General features: G+C 68.5%; 12 protein-coding genes. 10 read left to right on the forward strand and 2 right to left on the reverse strand.

The window, feature by feature from the left end:
* Positions 1 to 30 precede the first annotated feature (30 nt).
* From C6A86_RS12505 to C6A86_RS12540, 8 genes are all read left to right on the forward strand, one after another.
* On the forward strand, positions 31 to 3,345 hold the full coding sequence (locus C6A86_RS12505) for a DUF2126 domain-containing protein (RefSeq protein WP_105366182.1): 3,315 nt from the start codon (positions 31 to 33) through the stop codon (positions 3,343 to 3,345).
* Entirely contained in the window at positions 3,345 to 6,023 is a 2,679-nt protein-coding gene (locus tag C6A86_RS12510) for a circularly permuted type 2 ATP-grasp protein (RefSeq protein WP_396835152.1), read from the forward strand. Before C6A86_RS12505 ends, C6A86_RS12510 begins: the two co-directional genes overlap by 1 nt.
* Positions 5,990 to 6,895 carry a transglutaminase family protein gene (locus C6A86_RS12515; protein ID WP_199196433.1) on the forward strand — a complete coding sequence of 302 codons (906 nt, stop codon included), beginning with the start codon at positions 5,990 to 5,992 and terminating at the stop codon, positions 6,893 to 6,895. The genes C6A86_RS12510 and C6A86_RS12515 overlap by 34 nt, the downstream gene beginning before the upstream one ends.
* A gap of 81 nt (positions 6,896 to 6,976) precedes the next feature.
* Entirely contained in the window at positions 6,977 to 8,032 is a 1,056-nt protein-coding gene (locus tag C6A86_RS12520; protein WP_105366179.1) for a putative zinc-binding metallopeptidase, read from the forward strand.
* 115 nt (positions 8,033 to 8,147) lie between these two features.
* Entirely contained in the window at positions 8,148 to 8,978 is an 831-nt protein-coding gene (locus C6A86_RS12525) for a DUF3097 domain-containing protein (protein WP_105366178.1), read from the forward strand.
* Positions 8,979 to 9,055: 77 nt separating this feature from the next.
* Entirely contained in the window at positions 9,056 to 10,372 is a 1,317-nt protein-coding gene (locus C6A86_RS12530) for a replication-associated recombination protein A (protein ID WP_199196438.1), read from the forward strand.
* 81 nt (positions 10,373 to 10,453) lie between these two features.
* Positions 10,454 to 10,810: a helix-turn-helix transcriptional regulator gene (locus C6A86_RS12535; protein ID WP_233213262.1), complete on the forward strand. Its 357-nt coding sequence runs from the start codon at positions 10,454 to 10,456 to the stop codon at positions 10,808 to 10,810.
* Positions 10,807 to 11,280 (forward strand): SRPBCC family protein, encoded by a 474-nt coding sequence (locus C6A86_RS12540; RefSeq protein WP_105366176.1) that lies wholly within the window; start codon positions 10,807 to 10,809, stop codon positions 11,278 to 11,280. The genes C6A86_RS12535 and C6A86_RS12540 overlap by 4 nt, the downstream gene beginning before the upstream one ends.
* 1 nt (position 11,281) lies before the next feature.
* On the opposite strand, the gene C6A86_RS12545 is transcribed toward C6A86_RS12540, so the two are convergent.
* Together C6A86_RS12545 and C6A86_RS12550 are read right to left on the reverse strand one after the other, a co-directional pair.
* Positions 11,282 to 11,902: an antibiotic biosynthesis monooxygenase gene (locus tag C6A86_RS12545; protein WP_199196432.1), complete on the reverse strand. Its 621-nt coding sequence runs from the start codon at positions 11,900 to 11,902 to the stop codon at positions 11,282 to 11,284.
* Between the two features lie 115 nt (positions 11,903 to 12,017).
* Positions 12,018 to 12,329 carry a GlsB/YeaQ/YmgE family stress response membrane protein gene (locus C6A86_RS12550; RefSeq protein WP_105366174.1) on the reverse strand — a complete coding sequence of 104 codons (312 nt, stop codon included), beginning with the start codon at positions 12,327 to 12,329 and terminating at the stop codon, positions 12,018 to 12,020.
* A gap of 111 nt (positions 12,330 to 12,440) precedes the next feature.
* Here C6A86_RS12550 and C6A86_RS12555 point away from each other — a divergent pair, with 111 nt between their 5' ends.
* Positions 12,441 to 12,830 carry a secondary thiamine-phosphate synthase enzyme YjbQ gene (locus C6A86_RS12555; protein WP_199196437.1) on the forward strand — a complete coding sequence of 130 codons (390 nt, stop codon included), beginning with the start codon at positions 12,441 to 12,443 and terminating at the stop codon, positions 12,828 to 12,830.
* 74 nt (positions 12,831 to 12,904) lie between these two features.
* Positions 12,905 to 15,595 (forward strand): alanine--tRNA ligase, encoded by a 2,691-nt coding sequence (alaS, locus tag C6A86_RS12560; RefSeq protein WP_105366172.1) that lies wholly within the window; start codon positions 12,905 to 12,907, stop codon positions 15,593 to 15,595.

A 15,595-nucleotide genomic window follows, 5' to 3' on the forward strand; every position in this document is an offset into this window, starting at 1 on the left:
CCCGCGCTACCTGTGATGGGATCGGACGCTATGGGAATCAAAGTGGCGCTGGAGCACCGGACCACCTATACCTTCGACAGGTTGGTGGACGTGCATCCGCACGTGGTGCGGCTGCGTCCGGCCCCGCACTCACGAACGCCGATCGAGGCGTACTCGCTCCAGGTGGAACCGGCCGACCACTTCGTCAACTGGCAGCAGGACGCGTTCGGCAACTTCGTGGCACGGCTGGTGTTCCCGAACCGTGCCCGCAGCCTGAGCATCACCGTCGGACTGATCGCCGATCTGAAGGTCATCAACCCCTTCGACTTCTTCATCGAGGAATGGGCCGAGAAGTTCCCTTTCGAATACCCGAAGGAGCTGCTCGCCGACCTGGAGCCCTTCCTGCGGCCGGTCGACGAGGACGGTGTGGGATCGGGCCCCGGTGAGATCACCAGGTCCTGGGTGCAGAATTTCAGCATCGTCCCGGGCACCCGCACGATCGACTTCCTGGTCAAGCTCAACGCCGCCGTGCGGGCGGATGTGGGTTACAGCGTCCGGATGGAACCCGGAGTCCAGACACCGGATCACACGCTGCGCACCGGGATCGGCTCCTGCCGCGACTCGGCCTGGCTGATGGTCTCGATCCTGCGCCAGCTGGGCCTGGCGGCGCGCTTCGTCTCCGGTTATCTGGTGCAGCTGACCTCCGACGTGCCAGCCCTCGACGGACCCTCCGGACCGGCCGCCGATTTCACCGACCTGCACGCGTGGACCGAGGTCTACATTCCCGGTGCCGGCTGGATCGGTCTGGACCCGACCTCGGCCCTGTTCGCCGGTGAGGGCCACATCCCGTTGTCGGCCACTCCGCATCCCGCGTCCGCGGCGCCCATCACCGGCGCCGTCGGGCCCTGCGAATCGACGCTCGACTTCGCCAACATCGTCACCCGGATCCACGAGGATCCGCGGGTCACGCTGCCCTACACGCCCGAAGCGTGGGCCTCCATCAACAGCCTCGGAGCGCAGATCGACGAACGGCTGGCCGCCGGTGACGTGCGCCTGACTGTCGGCGGCGAGCCCACCTTCGTCTCGATCGACAACCAGACCGATCCTGAATGGCTCACCACCGCCGATGGCCCGCACAAGCGCGAGCGCGCCTCGGTGCTGGCCGAGCGGCTGCGCAAGGTATGGGCGCCGCACGGCCTCATCCAGCGCAGCCAGGGTAAGTGGTATCCCGGAGAACCGTTGCCGCGCTGGCAGATCGGCCTGATCTGGCGCAACGACGGTGAGCCGCTGTGGAACGATCCGGCGCTGCTGGCCGACCCGTGGGCGGAGACGAAGGCCGATGACGCCCCCTCCGATGCCGGCGCCCGGCTGCTCGGGGTGATCGCCGAGGGTCTCGGGCTGCCCGCCGGCCAGGTCCGGCCGGCCTATGAGGACCCGCTGGAGCGCCTGGCCGCCGCGGTGCGCCGCCCGGCGGGGGACCCCGTTGCCAGCGGTGACGATCTCGCCGAGGACGACACCGCACGGCGGGCGAAGCTGCTCGCCCGGCTCGACGACTCGACCGATGAGCCCGCGGCCTATGTCATGCCGCTGCACCGCCGTGATGACGACTCCGGGTGGGCCAGCGCCGACTGGCAGCTGCGCCGCGGGCGAATTGTGTTGCTGGCCGGTGATTCCCCGGCCGGTCTGCGGCTTCCGCTGAACTCAATCAGCTGGCGGGCGCCCCGGCGGGATTTCGATGCCGACCCGACCGCGCGGCGTGCCACGCTGCGCACCACCGAGCTCGCCCAGCCCCCGGCGCCGGTGGAAGAGGCCGATGAGGCGCCGACCACCGCGCTGGTCGCCGAGGTGCGCGACGGGGTGCTCTACGTCTATCTGCCGCCCACCACCGATCTGGACCACTTCGTGGAGTTGATCACCCGGATCGAACAGGCCGCGGCGGCCATCGCCGTGCCGGTGGTCATCGAGGGCTACGGACCTCCGCGTGACGGTCGGATCACCTCCATGAGCGTCACGCCCGACCCCGGGGTCATCGAGGTCAATGTCGCCCCCACCCGCAGCTTCGCCGAGCAGAAGGCCCAGCTGGAGACGCTCTACGAAGAGGCCCGCCAAGCCAGGCTGTCCACCGAGGCGTTCGATGTGGACGGCACCCACGGCGGCACCGGCGGTGGCAACCACATCACCCTGGGCGGGGTCACTCCCGCCGATTCACCGATGCTGCGCAGGCCCGATCTGCTGGTGTCGATGCTGACCTACTGGCAGCGCCATCCCGCATTGTCCTATCTGTTCTCCGGGCGCTTCATCGGCACCACGTCCCAGGCTCCGCGGGTGGACGAGGGGCGCTCGGAATCGTTGTACGAACTGGAGATCGCGTTCGCCGAGATCGCCCGGTTGGCCGATGACGGCGCTGCCAAACCGTGGGTTCCCGACCGGGCGTTGCGCCATCTGCTCACCGATATCACCGGCAACACCCACCGCGCGGAGTTCTGCATCGACAAGCTCTACAGCCCGGACAGCCCCACCGGCCGGCTCGGCCTGCTGGAACTGCGCGGGTTCGAGATGCCGCCGCATCACCAGATGGCGATGGTGCAGTCGCTGCTGGTGCGTTCGTTGATCTCGTGGTTCTGGGACGAACCGCTCAAGGCGCCACTGATCCGGCACGGCGAGAACTTGCACGGTCGATACCTGCTGCCGCACTTCATTATTCAAGACATCGCTGATGTGGCCGCCGATCTGCGGGCGCACGGGGTGAACTTCGAGACCAGCTGGCTGGACCCGTTCACCGAGTTCCGGTTCCCGCGTATCGGCACCGCGGTCTTCGACGGCGTCGAGATCGAACTGCGCGGCGCGATCGAACCCTGGAATGTGCTCGGGGAGGAGTCCTCCGGAACCGGCACCGCCCGGTACGTCGATTCCTCGGTGGAGCGCATCCAGGTGCGACTCGTCGGGGCCGATCGGCACCGCTACATCGTCACCGCGAACGGCCACCCGATACCGCTGCTGGCCACCGACAAGACCGACATCCAAGTCGGCGGCGTGCGGTACCGGGCCTGGCAACCGCCCAGCGCGTTGCATCCCACCATCACCGTCGACGGACCACTGCGCTTCGAACTCGTCGACACCATGACCGGTACGTCGCGGGGTGGCTGCACCTATCACGTGGCGCACCCCGGCGGCCGGGCCTATGACAGCCCGCCGGTGAACGCGGTGGAGGCCGAGTCGCGGCGCGGGCGCCGCTTCGAGGCCACGGGGTTCACCCCCGGACGTGTGGATATGGCGGACCTGCGGGAGAAGCAGGCGCGCCAGTCGACCGACACGGGCGCGCCCGGCATCCTGGACCTGCGCCGGGTGCGTACCGTTCTGCGTTGATGGTTCTTCGCACCGGCTCCATGGAGCCCAACTCCGGGCTGTCCGGCGCGCCGGCGCGGACCGTCGACGTACTGGCCGGCTACCGCGCCAGGCGCACCCAGCAGGCCCTGTTCGACGTCCGGGGCACGCGGGGTACCGGCTACGACGAGTTCATCGATGCCACCGGCAACATCCGCCCGGCCTGGCACGAACTCGCCGAATGCGTCGGGGACCGAGGCCCCGACGGACTGGACCGGCTGCGCGACACGGTGCGCAACCTCGTCGATGACGACGGCATCACCTTCGTGCACGTCGACCAGGATGCGCTCACCGACGACGCGGTGGCCGAGCCGTGGCGCCTCGACGGGCTGCCGCTGCTCATCTCCACCGCCGACTGGGACATCCTGGAAGCAGGTCTGGTCCAGCGCTCCCGGCTGCTCGACGCCGTGCTCACCGACCTCTACGGCGAACGCCGGTCGATCACCAGCGGCGTGCTGCCCGCGCAGCTGCTCTTCGCGCATCCGGCCTACGTACGCGCCGCGCACGGCATCGAGGTACCCGGCCGCCATCAGCTGTTCCTGCACGGATGCGATGTCAGCCGGGCCGCCGACGGCAGTTTCCGCGCGAACGCCGACTGGACCCAGGCGCCTTCGGGCGCCGGCTATGCCCTTGCGGGCCGTCGCGTGATCGCGCACGCCGCTCCCGACCTGTACGAACGGATCGCGCCACGCCCGGTGTCCCCGTGGGCCCAGGCATTGCGGCTGGCGCTCATCGACGCCGCGCCCGAGGCCGCCGAGGAGCCGGTGGTGGTGGTGTTGAGCCCCGGCACCCAGTCCGAGACCGCGTTCGACCAGGCGTACCTGGCCAGTGTGCTGGGCTTCCCACTGGTGGAGAGCGCCGATCTGGTGGTGCGCGACGGCACCTTGTGGATGCGGTCGCTGGGCACCCTCAAGCGCGTCGACGTGGTGCTGCGCCGGGTCGACGCCGCCTACGTCGACCCCCTCGATCTGCGCGCCGACTCGCGTCTCGGGGTGGTCGGACTGGTCGAGGTGCTGCGCCGCGGCGCCGTCACCGTGGTCAACACCCTGGGCAGTGGGATCCTGGAAAGCCCAGGGCTGCTTCATTTCCTGCCCCGATTGAGCGAGATGCTGGTGGGGGAGACACCGCTGCTGGCCTCCCCGCAGACCTACTGGGGAGGCACCGATCTGGAGCGCTCTCACCTGTTGGCCAACCTGTCCACGCTGTTGATCAAACCGACCTCCGGTGGTCACACCATCGTGGGTCCGACGCTCACGGTGGCCGACCGCGAGTTGCTGGCCGCGCGGATCAGTGCCCACCCGTGGCGCTGGGTGGGCCAGGACCTTCCGCAATTCTCCTCGGCGCCAACCGATTACTACTCCGGGGGCGTGTCCGCGGCCGATGTCGGGGTGCGGCTGTTCACCGTCGCCCAGCGCGGCGGTTACGCACCGATGATCGGCGGTCTGGGGTTCCTGCCGGCCCCGGGAAACGCCGCCTACACCCTGGATACTGTTGCCGCCAAGGATGTCTGGGTGCGCACCCCGGACCGGGCCACGGCGGTGCCCGCCCCGGCGGTGGATCTGCCGGTCATGACGCCGAGCCCCACCCGCGCCGTGAGCTCGCCGCGCGTGCTGTCCGATCTGTTCTGGCTGGGCCGCTACGCCGAGCGCGCCGAGCACATGGCCCGGTTGCTCACCGTCACCCGCGAGCGCTACCACGAATACCGGTACCGCCAGGACACGGAGGAGAGCCAGTGCGTGCCGGTACTTCTCGGTGCCATCGGCTCGATCACCGGCACCGACACCGGCGCGGGTGATGACGATCACGAGGCAATCGCGGTGGCGCCCAGCACACTCTGGGCGCTGACCGCCGATCGGCGCCGACCCGGCTCACTGGCGCAGTCGGTGGAACGACTGGGCCTGGCGGCCAGGGGTGTGCGCGACCAGATGTCCAACGACACCTGGATGGTGCTGGCCGCCGTCGAACGCGCCGTGGTCCACCGCGGCGAGCGCAACGACGGGAAAGGCAACAGCTACGGCGCCCCGCCCGAATCACAGGCGGCCGGCGACGCCTACCTGCTGACCGCGCAATCCCAGACATTGGCCGGGATGCTGGCGCTGTCCGGGATGGCCGCCGAATCGATGGTGCACGACATCGGCTGGACCATGATGGACATCGGCAAACGGATCGAGCGCGGTCTCGGACTGACCGCGCTGCTGCGGGCCACCCTGACCACCGTGCGCCGGCCCGGTGCCGAACAGACCGTCACCGAGTCGATGCTGGTGGCCTGCGAGTCCTCGGTGATCTACCGGCGCCGCACGCTCGGCAAGGTCAGCGTGTCGGCGATCGCGGATCTGGTGCTCTTCGACGAGGAGAACCCCAGATCGCTGGTGTTCCAACTGGAGCGGCTGCGCACGAACCTGAAACGGTTGCCGTCGTCGTCGGGATCCTCGCGGCCGGAACGCTGGGCCGACGAGATCGCCGCCACGTTGCGCCGGGTCGACCCGGCCGATCTGGAGACCGTCGGATCCGACGGCCGCCGAACCGAACTCGTGGAGCTGCTCGACCGTCTGCACGCCGACCTGCGGGAGCTGTCCAACCTGATCACCGCCGCCCACCTGTCCCTGCCGACCGGTATCCAGCCGCTGTGGGGCCCCGACGAGCGGAGGTTGCTGCCGTGACGCGCACCTACGCGATCACTCACCGCACCACCTACCGGTACTCCGACGATGTGACGAGCTCCTACGGCCGGGGCTTTCTGACCCCACGGGAGACCGACACCCAACGCTGTCTGTCCCATGAGCTGGTCATCGACCCGGACACCACGGACAGCACCACCAGCCGCGATGTCTACGGCAATCTCAGCTCGTACTTCCACGTCACGCAGCGGCACCGCACGCTGATCGTGACCAGCCGTTCGATCGTCGAGGTCGACCCACCGGCACCCGATCTCTACGGCGGCGGCTCGGCGCGCGCCCCGTGGGAGATCGCCCGCCCGGTCGGCCCGGACGGCGCGCTGGCCACCGAGTTCACCCTCGACCTGGCGTCGGCCGAGATCACCGATGAGGTGCGCGATTATGCGGCGCCGAGTTTCACCCCGGAGCGGCCGCTGATCGAGGTGCTGCGCGACCTGAACTCGCGGATCAACAACGACTTCACCTACCGTTCCGGGTCGACCACGGTGTCCACCCGGGTGTCCGAGGTGCTGGCCGTCCGAGAGGGCGTCTGCCAGGACTTCGCCCGGCTGGCGATCGCCTGCCTGCGCGCCAACGGCCTCGCCGCCAGCTATGTGTCGGGCTACCTGGCCACCGACCCGCCGCCCGGACGGGAGCGGATGGTCGGGGTGGACGCCACCCATGCCTGGGCCTCGGTGTGGACCCCGCAGAATCAGTGGCTGGGGCTGGATCCGACCAACGACCAGATGGTCGACGAGCGCTATATCGTGGTCGGTTTCGGCCGTGACTACGCCGACGTCCCGCCGCTGCGCGGCATCATCTACACCGACTCGGAGAGTAGCGTGATCGAGGTCTCCGTCGACGTGGCCCCGCACTGACGGAAATCGGTTTGAGGACGGCCCGCACGGGGAACGTCCACGCGGGCGCGGTGTCGACCGCGTCATCAAGGAGGGTGGGATATGCGGGATTTCAACTGCCCGAATTGTGGACAGCGCTTGGCCTTCGAGAATTCGAAGTGCCTGTCGTGCGGTTCCAGGCTGGGTTTCTCGCTCGACGATATGGCATTGCTGGTCATTGCGCCCGAAGAGGAGAGCGAGCACGCGGGCGCGGTCGATGAGCAGAAGTACCGGCTGTGCGCCAATCTTCATCTGGCCGAATGCAACTGGCTGGTGGAGCGGGGGCCCGTCGTCAAGCTGTGCGCATCCTGCGCGTTGACCCGAACGCGGCCCCACGATGCCGACGCCAATGCTCTCGCCAAGTTCGCCAGCGCCGAGCGGGCCAAGCGCCGGGTGATCGCCGAGCTGCACGAACTCAAGCTTCCGATCGTCGGCCGTGACGAGGACCCGCAGTTCGGGTTGGCCTTCGACCTGCTGAGCAGCGTCCAGGAGAAGGTGTTCACCGGGCACGCCGACGGTGTCATCACCCTCGATCTCGCCGAAGGCGATGACGTGCACCGCGAACAGCTGCGCGTGGCGATGGAGGAGCCCTACCGGACCCTGCTCGGGCACTTCCGCCACGAACTCGGGCACTACTATTTCTACCGCCTGGTCAGCCCGTCGCAGGAGTATCTCGCGGGCTTCAACGCATTGTTCGGCGATCCCGACCTCGACTACCAGGCCGCGCTGGACCGGCACTACAACCAGGGTGCGCCGGCGGGCTGGAAGAGCGACTTCGTTTCCTCCTACGCGACCATGCACCCCGCCGAGGACTGGGCCGAAACCTTCGCCCACTATCTGCACATCCGCGACACCCTGGACACCGCCGCCGCATTCAGCCTGGCCCCGGCCGGTGCCACCTTCGACCGACGGGCGCTGGGCCCCAGCGGATTCGACACCATCATCGAGATGTGGCTGCCGCTGTCGTGGGCGCTGAACATGGTGAACCGATCCATGGGCCGCGATGACCTGTACCCGTTCGTGCTGCCCGCGGCGGTGCTGGAGAAGATGCGCTTCATCCACACGGTGATCGACGAGATCACCTCATCGCCGACGAAGCTGGCCGCGGTCAGCGGCTGAGCAGGCTCGCCGCGGTGGCGGTCACCGCGTCGCCCAGGCAACGGCACGATCACGATGACTCACCGTGGCATGTCGCACCGCCGATTCCGGTAGTGCTCTTTCTAGGATCGCCCGCGTGACTGATCGCTACGGCTCCGACATCCTCGCCCGAAACCCGCACACCCCGGCGCGCGTTCGATCCGTCGAGCATCCGGCCGACAAGGGGCTGGTGGTCGAGGACCCGTCGAGCGGTTTCGTGGGCGCGGTGGTGCGCATCGAGAACAACCGCGTCGAACTGGAGGACCGCAACCGCCGGGTTCGATCGTTCCCGCTGGGTCCCGGGTTCCTGGTCGAGGGCAAGCCGGTCATCCTGGTCAAGCCGAAGGTCGCGGCCGCCACGGCCCGCACCGCGTCGGGATCGGTGGCGGTGTCCGGGGCCAAGGCCCGGGTCGCGCTGTCCAGCCGCATCTACGTCGAGGGCCGCCACGACGCCGAGTTGGTCGAGCAGGTGTGGGGCGCGGACCTGCGCATCGAGGGTGTCGTCGTGGAGTACCTGGGCGGTGTCGACGATCTGGCCGGCATCGTGGCCGAGTTCAGGCCGGGCCCGGGGCGGCGTCTCGGCGTACTGGTCGACCACCTGGTGGCCGGGTCGAAGGAGTCCCGGATCGCCGCCGAGGCCATGCGAGTGGCGGGTGAGCACACCCTGGTGGTCGGGCATCCGTATGTCGACATCTGGCAGGCGGTCAAACCCGCGCGGCTGGGATTGCCGCAGTGGCCGGTGATCCCGCGCGGCATCGAGTGGAAGCACGGGATCTGCGAGGCGCTGGGCTGGCCGCACGCCAGCCAGGCCGATATCGCGGGCGCCTGGCAGCGGATCAGGGGCCGGGTGCGCGACTGGAATGACCTGGAGCCCGCGTTGATCGGCCGGGTCGAAGAGCTCATTGACTTCGTGACGGCACCAGCCTGAGACGGCATGGCACCCGCGTGAGCCAGCACATCGGCTCGGCGTGGTAAGCAGAACGCGTGTCAGACAGTTTGTTCGACATGCCGGGCGACGCGCCGGCCGCTGCCGATATGCCGACGGGCGCCAGCCCGCTGGCCGTCCGCATGCGCCCGGCCACCCTCGACGATGTGGTCGGGCAGCAGCATCTGCTCAAACCCGGTTCCCCGCTGCGTCGCCTGGTGGAGGGCTCCGGCGCCGCCAGCGTCATCCTCTACGGGCCGCCCGGCACCGGTAAGACCACGCTGGCCTCGCTGATCTCCGGTGCCACCGGACGCCGGTTCGAGGCGCTGTCGGCCCTGAGCGCGGGGGTGAAAGAGGTGCGTGCCGTCATCGAGACGGCCCGGCACGCGGCCATCCGTGGCCAGCAGACCGTGCTGTTCATCGACGAGGTGCACCGGTTCTCCAAGACTCAGCAGGATGCGCTGCTCGCGGCCGTGGAGAACCGGGTGGTGCTGCTGGTCGCGGCGACCACGGAGAACCCGTCGTTCTCGGTGGTGGCTCCGCTGCTGAGTCGATCACTGATCCTGCAGCTGCAACCGCTGGGTGCCGACGACATCCGCGCCGTGCTGCAGCGGGCCGCGACCGATGAGCGTGGTCTCGCCGGCTCGGTCGCCATCGCCGACGACGCGCTGGAACTGCTGATCAAGCTGTCGGCCGGGGATGCCCGCCGCGCGCTGACCGCGCTGGAGGTCGCGGCCGAAACCGCCGGTGGCGCGGGCGGCACCATCACCGTCGAGGTGGTGGAGCAGTCCCTGGATCAGGCGGCGGTGCGCTATGACCGCGACGGTGACCAGCACTACGACGTCATCAGCGCCTTCATCAAGTCGGTACGCGGCTCGGATGTGGATGCCGCGCTGCACTACCTGGCCCGGATGCTGACCGCGGGGGAGGACCCGCGTTTCCTGGCCCGCCGGCTGGTGATCCTGGCCAGCGAGGACATCGGCATGGCCGATCCGATGGCGTTGCAGACCGCGGTCGCCGCGGCTCAGACCGTGGCGCTGATCGGCATGCCCGAGGCGCAGCTGACGTTGGCGCACGCGACGGTGCATCTGGCGACCGCGCCCAAGTCGAACGCCGTGACGATCGCCCTCGGCGCGGCGATGGGCGATATCCGCGCCGGCAAGGCCGGGCTCGTGCCCGCGCATCTGCGCGACGGGCACTATTCGGGGGCCGAGAAGCTGGGCAACGCCGTCGGCTACAAATACGCCCATGATGCGCCGGGTGGCGTTGCGGCCCAACAGTATCCGCCCGACGAACTGGTGGGTGTCGACTACTATCGGCCCACCAGCTACGGCGCCGAGCGGGAGATCGCCAGCCGGCTGGAGAAGTTGCGGGCCATCATCCGGCGCAAGCGGTAGGCCGACACACTCTTGACCCCGTCGCCGCTGTCGCCTAGATTTGTAATCAACCAATTGGTTGCACAACTGAAAGATTGATTAATGGGCATGCTCGACGACGATCTGGACCGCGCGTTCCTGGCGCTGGCCGATCCGGTCCGGCGCGCCATGGTGGCGCGGCTGGCCAGGGGGCCGGCCACGGTCAACGAACTGGCCGCGCCGTTCGACATCACCAAACAGGCGGTCTCCAAGCACATTCAGGTGCTGGAGCGGGCCGGACTGGTCACCCGCAGCCGGGAGGCGCAGCGCAGGCCGGTGCACCTGGATTCCGCGGCGCTGGAGCGGCTCACCGAGTGGATCGACAAATACCGCCTGGACGCCGAACGCAACTACCGCCGGCTGGACGGCCTGCTGGCGACACTCACCGCAGAATCACACGACAACAAGGAGTCGACATGACCAACGCACTCGACCTGACCGCGCCGGTTGACACGCTGGCGATGGAGTTCAGCCGCGATTTCGACGCACCGGTGCACGCCCTGTTCCGGGCACACAGCGAACCCGAGCTGGTCAAGCAGTGGCTCGGCCCGCACGGCCTGCAGCTGGAGATCACCGAGTGGGACTTCAAAAACCATGGTGGATACCGCTATTCGCACTCGGACGGGAGCGGGACCTACGGATTCAACGGCACCTTCCACACCGTGCGAGACAACGAATTCATCCTGCAGACCTTCGAGTTCGAGGGTGCCCCCGACATGGTCAACATCGAGTACCTGTGGTTCGAGGACCTCGGTGACGGCCGGTCCCGGCTGCGCGGCCGCTCGATCTGCCCCAACACCGAGGCGCGCGACGCCCTGCTGTCCTCCGGCATGGAGGGCGGCATGACGGAGGGCTACGAGAAGCTGGACGCCCTGCTCACGACCCTCTGACTCAGACCAACTCGGGCGCCCGCAGGTGGGCGATGGCGAGTTCGAACTCGCCCTCGTCCACCCCGCTGGCTCCGGCCGCCCGGATCGATTCGGCCTTCAGTGTCGACGCGTAGTCGCGGTTCTGCTCCATCACGTCCCGGCTGACGAACGACACCGATGACACCGCCCGCCCCGACGAGGCGTCGACGAGCAGGCTGGCGCTGCGGAACCCGGGCAGGTGTTCGATCTGGGGGAGCACCGCACTGCGGTAGTACTCGATACCGGCCTCGGTGAGCTCCGGCGGCACTGTCACCCAGGTGGCCCGCACCCAGGCGCCCGGATCGGAACTGTGCTCCCGGTGCAGCACCGCGATCTCCCAATCCTGTGCGGTGGCCGGACCGCCGAACCGCTCGGCGGCCTGCGCGCGCAACCGGTCGGCCTGCTCGGCGCTGTCGCGCATGGCGTCCGCGTCGTGCCAGGCGCTGGTGGCGATGCACCGGCCGGTCTGCCGGTCGGCCATCAGCGACAGGCCGATGCAGCCGGGTAGTTCCAGAAGCGCGGGCATCACCTCGTCGCGGACATGGGCGATGCCGTCGTCGACGGATTCGGGGCGCGCCATCACTGTGGTAGATCGTGCGAACACGGTCCACCTCCTTCGCTACAGGGCAGCGCCCCGCCGGCGCCACCGGTCACCTCAACTGTCCTCCCGGCGGCCGCCCCGCACAATGGCTTTGACCGGCGCACATCACCCGGCAGGGTCAGCGGAAGATGCCGGAACGCCGGCGGCTGCCGAGCAGGCCGGTCTTGCGACGGCCCATCAGCGCGGTGAGCAGCGCCACACCCGCCGCGGCGACGAGGACCTGAACGAGCAGTTCGAGCCAGTCGATGCCGCCGGTCGCCGTCGGGATCCCGATGGCGCGGGCCAGGGCGGTGCCGACCAGTGCGGACACGATCCCGACCAGAATGGTCAGCAGCATCCCGATCGGTTGCTTGCCCGGTAGGAGCAGCCGGCCGAGTACGCCGACCACGATGCCGATCAGAATTGCGGTGAAGATGCCGGTGACGGTCATGGGTTCCTCCGTGTGGGGTTTGGTTGCCGCACAAGTACCCTCGGTCGCCTGTGAACAAACGCCAGCGTCAATTCGAGCGGGGGCTCGTAGGCTGGAAACGTGAACACCGAAGTGCTCGAACTGGACACGTCGCGCCGCCGGATCATCGACCTCACCGCCCAGGTGCGCGAATTCTGCGCCACTCAGGGAGACGGCCTCTGCAATGTCTTCGTGCCGCACGCGACCGCAGGCGTCGCCGTCATCGAGACAGGTGCCGGCTCCGACGACGACCTGCTCGACGCGCTGGAGCGGTTGCTCCCGCGCGATGACCGGTACCGGCACGCGCACGGTTCACCCGGTCACGGCGCCGATCACGTGCTGCCGGGCCGGGTGTCCCCGTCGGTGACGGTCCCGGTCGGTGCCGGAGAGCCGTTGCTGGGCACCTGGCAGAGCATCGTGCTGGTGGACCTGAACAGGGACAACCCGCGACGATCGGTGCGGTTGAGCTTCGTGTCGGGCTGAAGATTCCGACCGGTAACCAAACGGTACTGTGGTGCGGTCGAAGTTATCGCAGGTTGACCAAAGGACAGCAGCACGTGCAGACACACGAGATCAGGAAACGCTTCCTCGATCATTTCGTGAAGGCGGGACACACGGAGGTGCCCAGCGCCTCGGTGATCCTCGACGACCCGAACCTGCTGTTCGTCAACGCCGGCATGGTGCAGTTCGTGCCGTTCTTCCTCGGCGCGCGCACCCCGCCCTACGACACCGCCGTCAGCGTGCAGAAGTGCATCCGCACCCCGGACATCGAAGAAGTCGGAATCACCACCCGGCACAACACCTTCTTCCAGATGGCCGGCAACTTCAGCTTCGGCGACTACTTCAAGAAGCGCGCCATCGAGCTGGCCTGGACCCTGCTGACCAACCCGCAGGACCAGGGCGGCTACGGATTCGATCCGGAAAAGCTCTGGGCCACCGTCTATCTCGATGACGACGAGGCAATCGGGCTGTGGCAGGAAGTGGCCGGGCTGCCGCTGGAGCGCATTCAGCGCCGCGGCATGGCCGACAACTACTGGTCGATGGGCATCCCCGGCCCGTGCGGGCCGTGCTCGGAGATCTACTACGACCGCGGCCCGGAATACGGCATCGACGGCGGCCCCGAGGCCAACGAGGACCGCTACATCGAGATCTGGAATCTCGTCTTCATGCAGAACGAGCGCGGCGACGGCACCAGCAAGGATGACTTCGAGATCCTCGGCCCGCTGCCGCGCAAGAACATCGACACCGGCATGGGTGTCGAGCGCATCGCCTGTCTGCTGCAGGACGTGGACAACGTCTACGAGACCGACCTGGTGCGCCCCGTCATCGACCTGGTCGCCGGCATCGCGCCCCGTGGATATGGGCAGGGCAACCACACCGACGATGTCCGCTATCGGATCATCGGCGACCACAGCCGCACCGCGGCGATCATCATCGGCGACGGTGTCACCCCCGGCAACGAGGGTCGCGGTTACGTGCTGCGCCGGCTGCTGCGCCGCATCATCCGCGCGGCCCGCCTGCTCGGCGTGGAACGTCCCATCATGGCCGAGCTGATGACGACCGTGCGTGACGAGATGGGACCCTCCTACCCGGAACTGGTCACCGATTTCGACCGGATCAGCCGCATCGCGGTGGCCGAGGAGACGGCGTTCAACCGCACGCTGCTCTCGGGTTCGCGGCTGTTCGAGGATGCCGCGGACGCGACCCGCGCCGCCGGGAAGTCCACGCTGTCCGGCAATGACGCCTTCACGCTGCACGACACCTACGGTTTCCCGATCGACCTGACCCTGGAAATGGCGGCCGAGGCCGGCCTGACGGTCGACGAAGAGGGCTTCCGCGGCCTGATGGCCGAACAGCGCCAGCGCGCCAAGGCCGACGCGGCCGCCCGCAAGCAGGCCCACACGGACCTGTCCGCTTACCGCGAACTCGTCGACGGCGGCCCCACCGAATTCACCGGTTTCGACGAGTTGAGTTCGCAGGCACGCATTCTCGGCATCTTCGTCGACGGCAAGCGAGTTCCCGTGGTATCCCACGAAGGCACCAAGGGTCAGCAGGTCGAGTTGATCCTGGACCGCACACCGTTCTACGCCGAATCCGGCGGGCAGATCGCCGATGAGGGCTCCATCGCCGGCACCGGCGCGTCGGAGACCGCCAAGGCCGCGGTCACCGATGTGCAGAAGATCGCGAAAACCCTCTGGGCGCATCGTGTCTCGGTAGAGTCCGGGGAGTTCGTAGAGGGCGACACCATCACCGCCACCGTCGACGAGAAGTGGCGACACGGGGCGACGCAGGGTCATTCCGGCACCCACATGGTGCACGCCGCACTACGGGAGGTGTTGGGTCCCAACGCGGTTCAGGCCGGTTCGCTGAACCGGCCGGGCTACCTGCGCTTCGACTTCAACTGGCAGGGCTCGCTGTCGGATGAGCAGCGTGCGCAGATCGAAGAGGTCGCCAACGAAGCGGTGCAGGCCGACTTCGCGGTGAACACCTTCAACACCGGGCTGGAGCAGGCCAAGGCGATGGGCGCGATGGCGCTGTTCGGCGAGAACTACCCCGACGAGGTCCGGGTGGTCGAGATCGGTGGGCCGTTCTCCCTGGAACTGTGCGGCGGCACGCACGTGGCCAGCTCGGCACAGATCGGACCGGTCACCGTGCTCGGCGAGTCCTCGGTGGGCTCCGGCGTACGCCGGGTCGAGGCCTACGTCGGACTGGAGTCGTTCCGCCACCTGTCCAAGGAACGCGCGCTGATGGCCGGGCTGGCGTCCTCGCTGAAGGTGCCCTCTGAGGAGGTGCCGGCGCGGGTGGCCAACCTCGTGGAACGGCTGCGGGCCGCGGAAAAGGAACTGGACAAGGCTCGGCTGGCAAACGCGCGCGCCGCGGCCGCAAATGCGGCCGCCGGGGCGGAGCTTGTCGGTAAGGTGCGTCTCGTGGCTCAGCGCATGGCCGGTGGAATCACCGCGGCAGATCTGCGCAGCCTGGTCGGTGACATCAAGGGCAAGCTCGGCTCCGAGGCCGGCGTGGTGGCGCTCATCGCTGAGGGTGACGACGACGCGGTGCCCTTCGTGGTCGCGGTCAATCCTGCGGCGCAGGACCTCGGCCTGAGCGCCAATGACCTGGTGAAGACGTTGGGCGCGGCCGTCAACGGCCGTGGGGGCGGAAAGGCTGATCTGGCCCAGGGTTCCGGTAAGGGGGCGGCGGGTATCGACGCGGCATTGGCCGCGCTGCACGCAGAGATCGCCCGGAGCTAG

This window comes from Mycobacterium sp. ITM-2016-00316 (genome assembly GCF_002968335.2).
Classification (GTDB): domain Bacteria; phylum Actinomycetota; class Actinomycetes; order Mycobacteriales; family Mycobacteriaceae; genus Mycobacterium.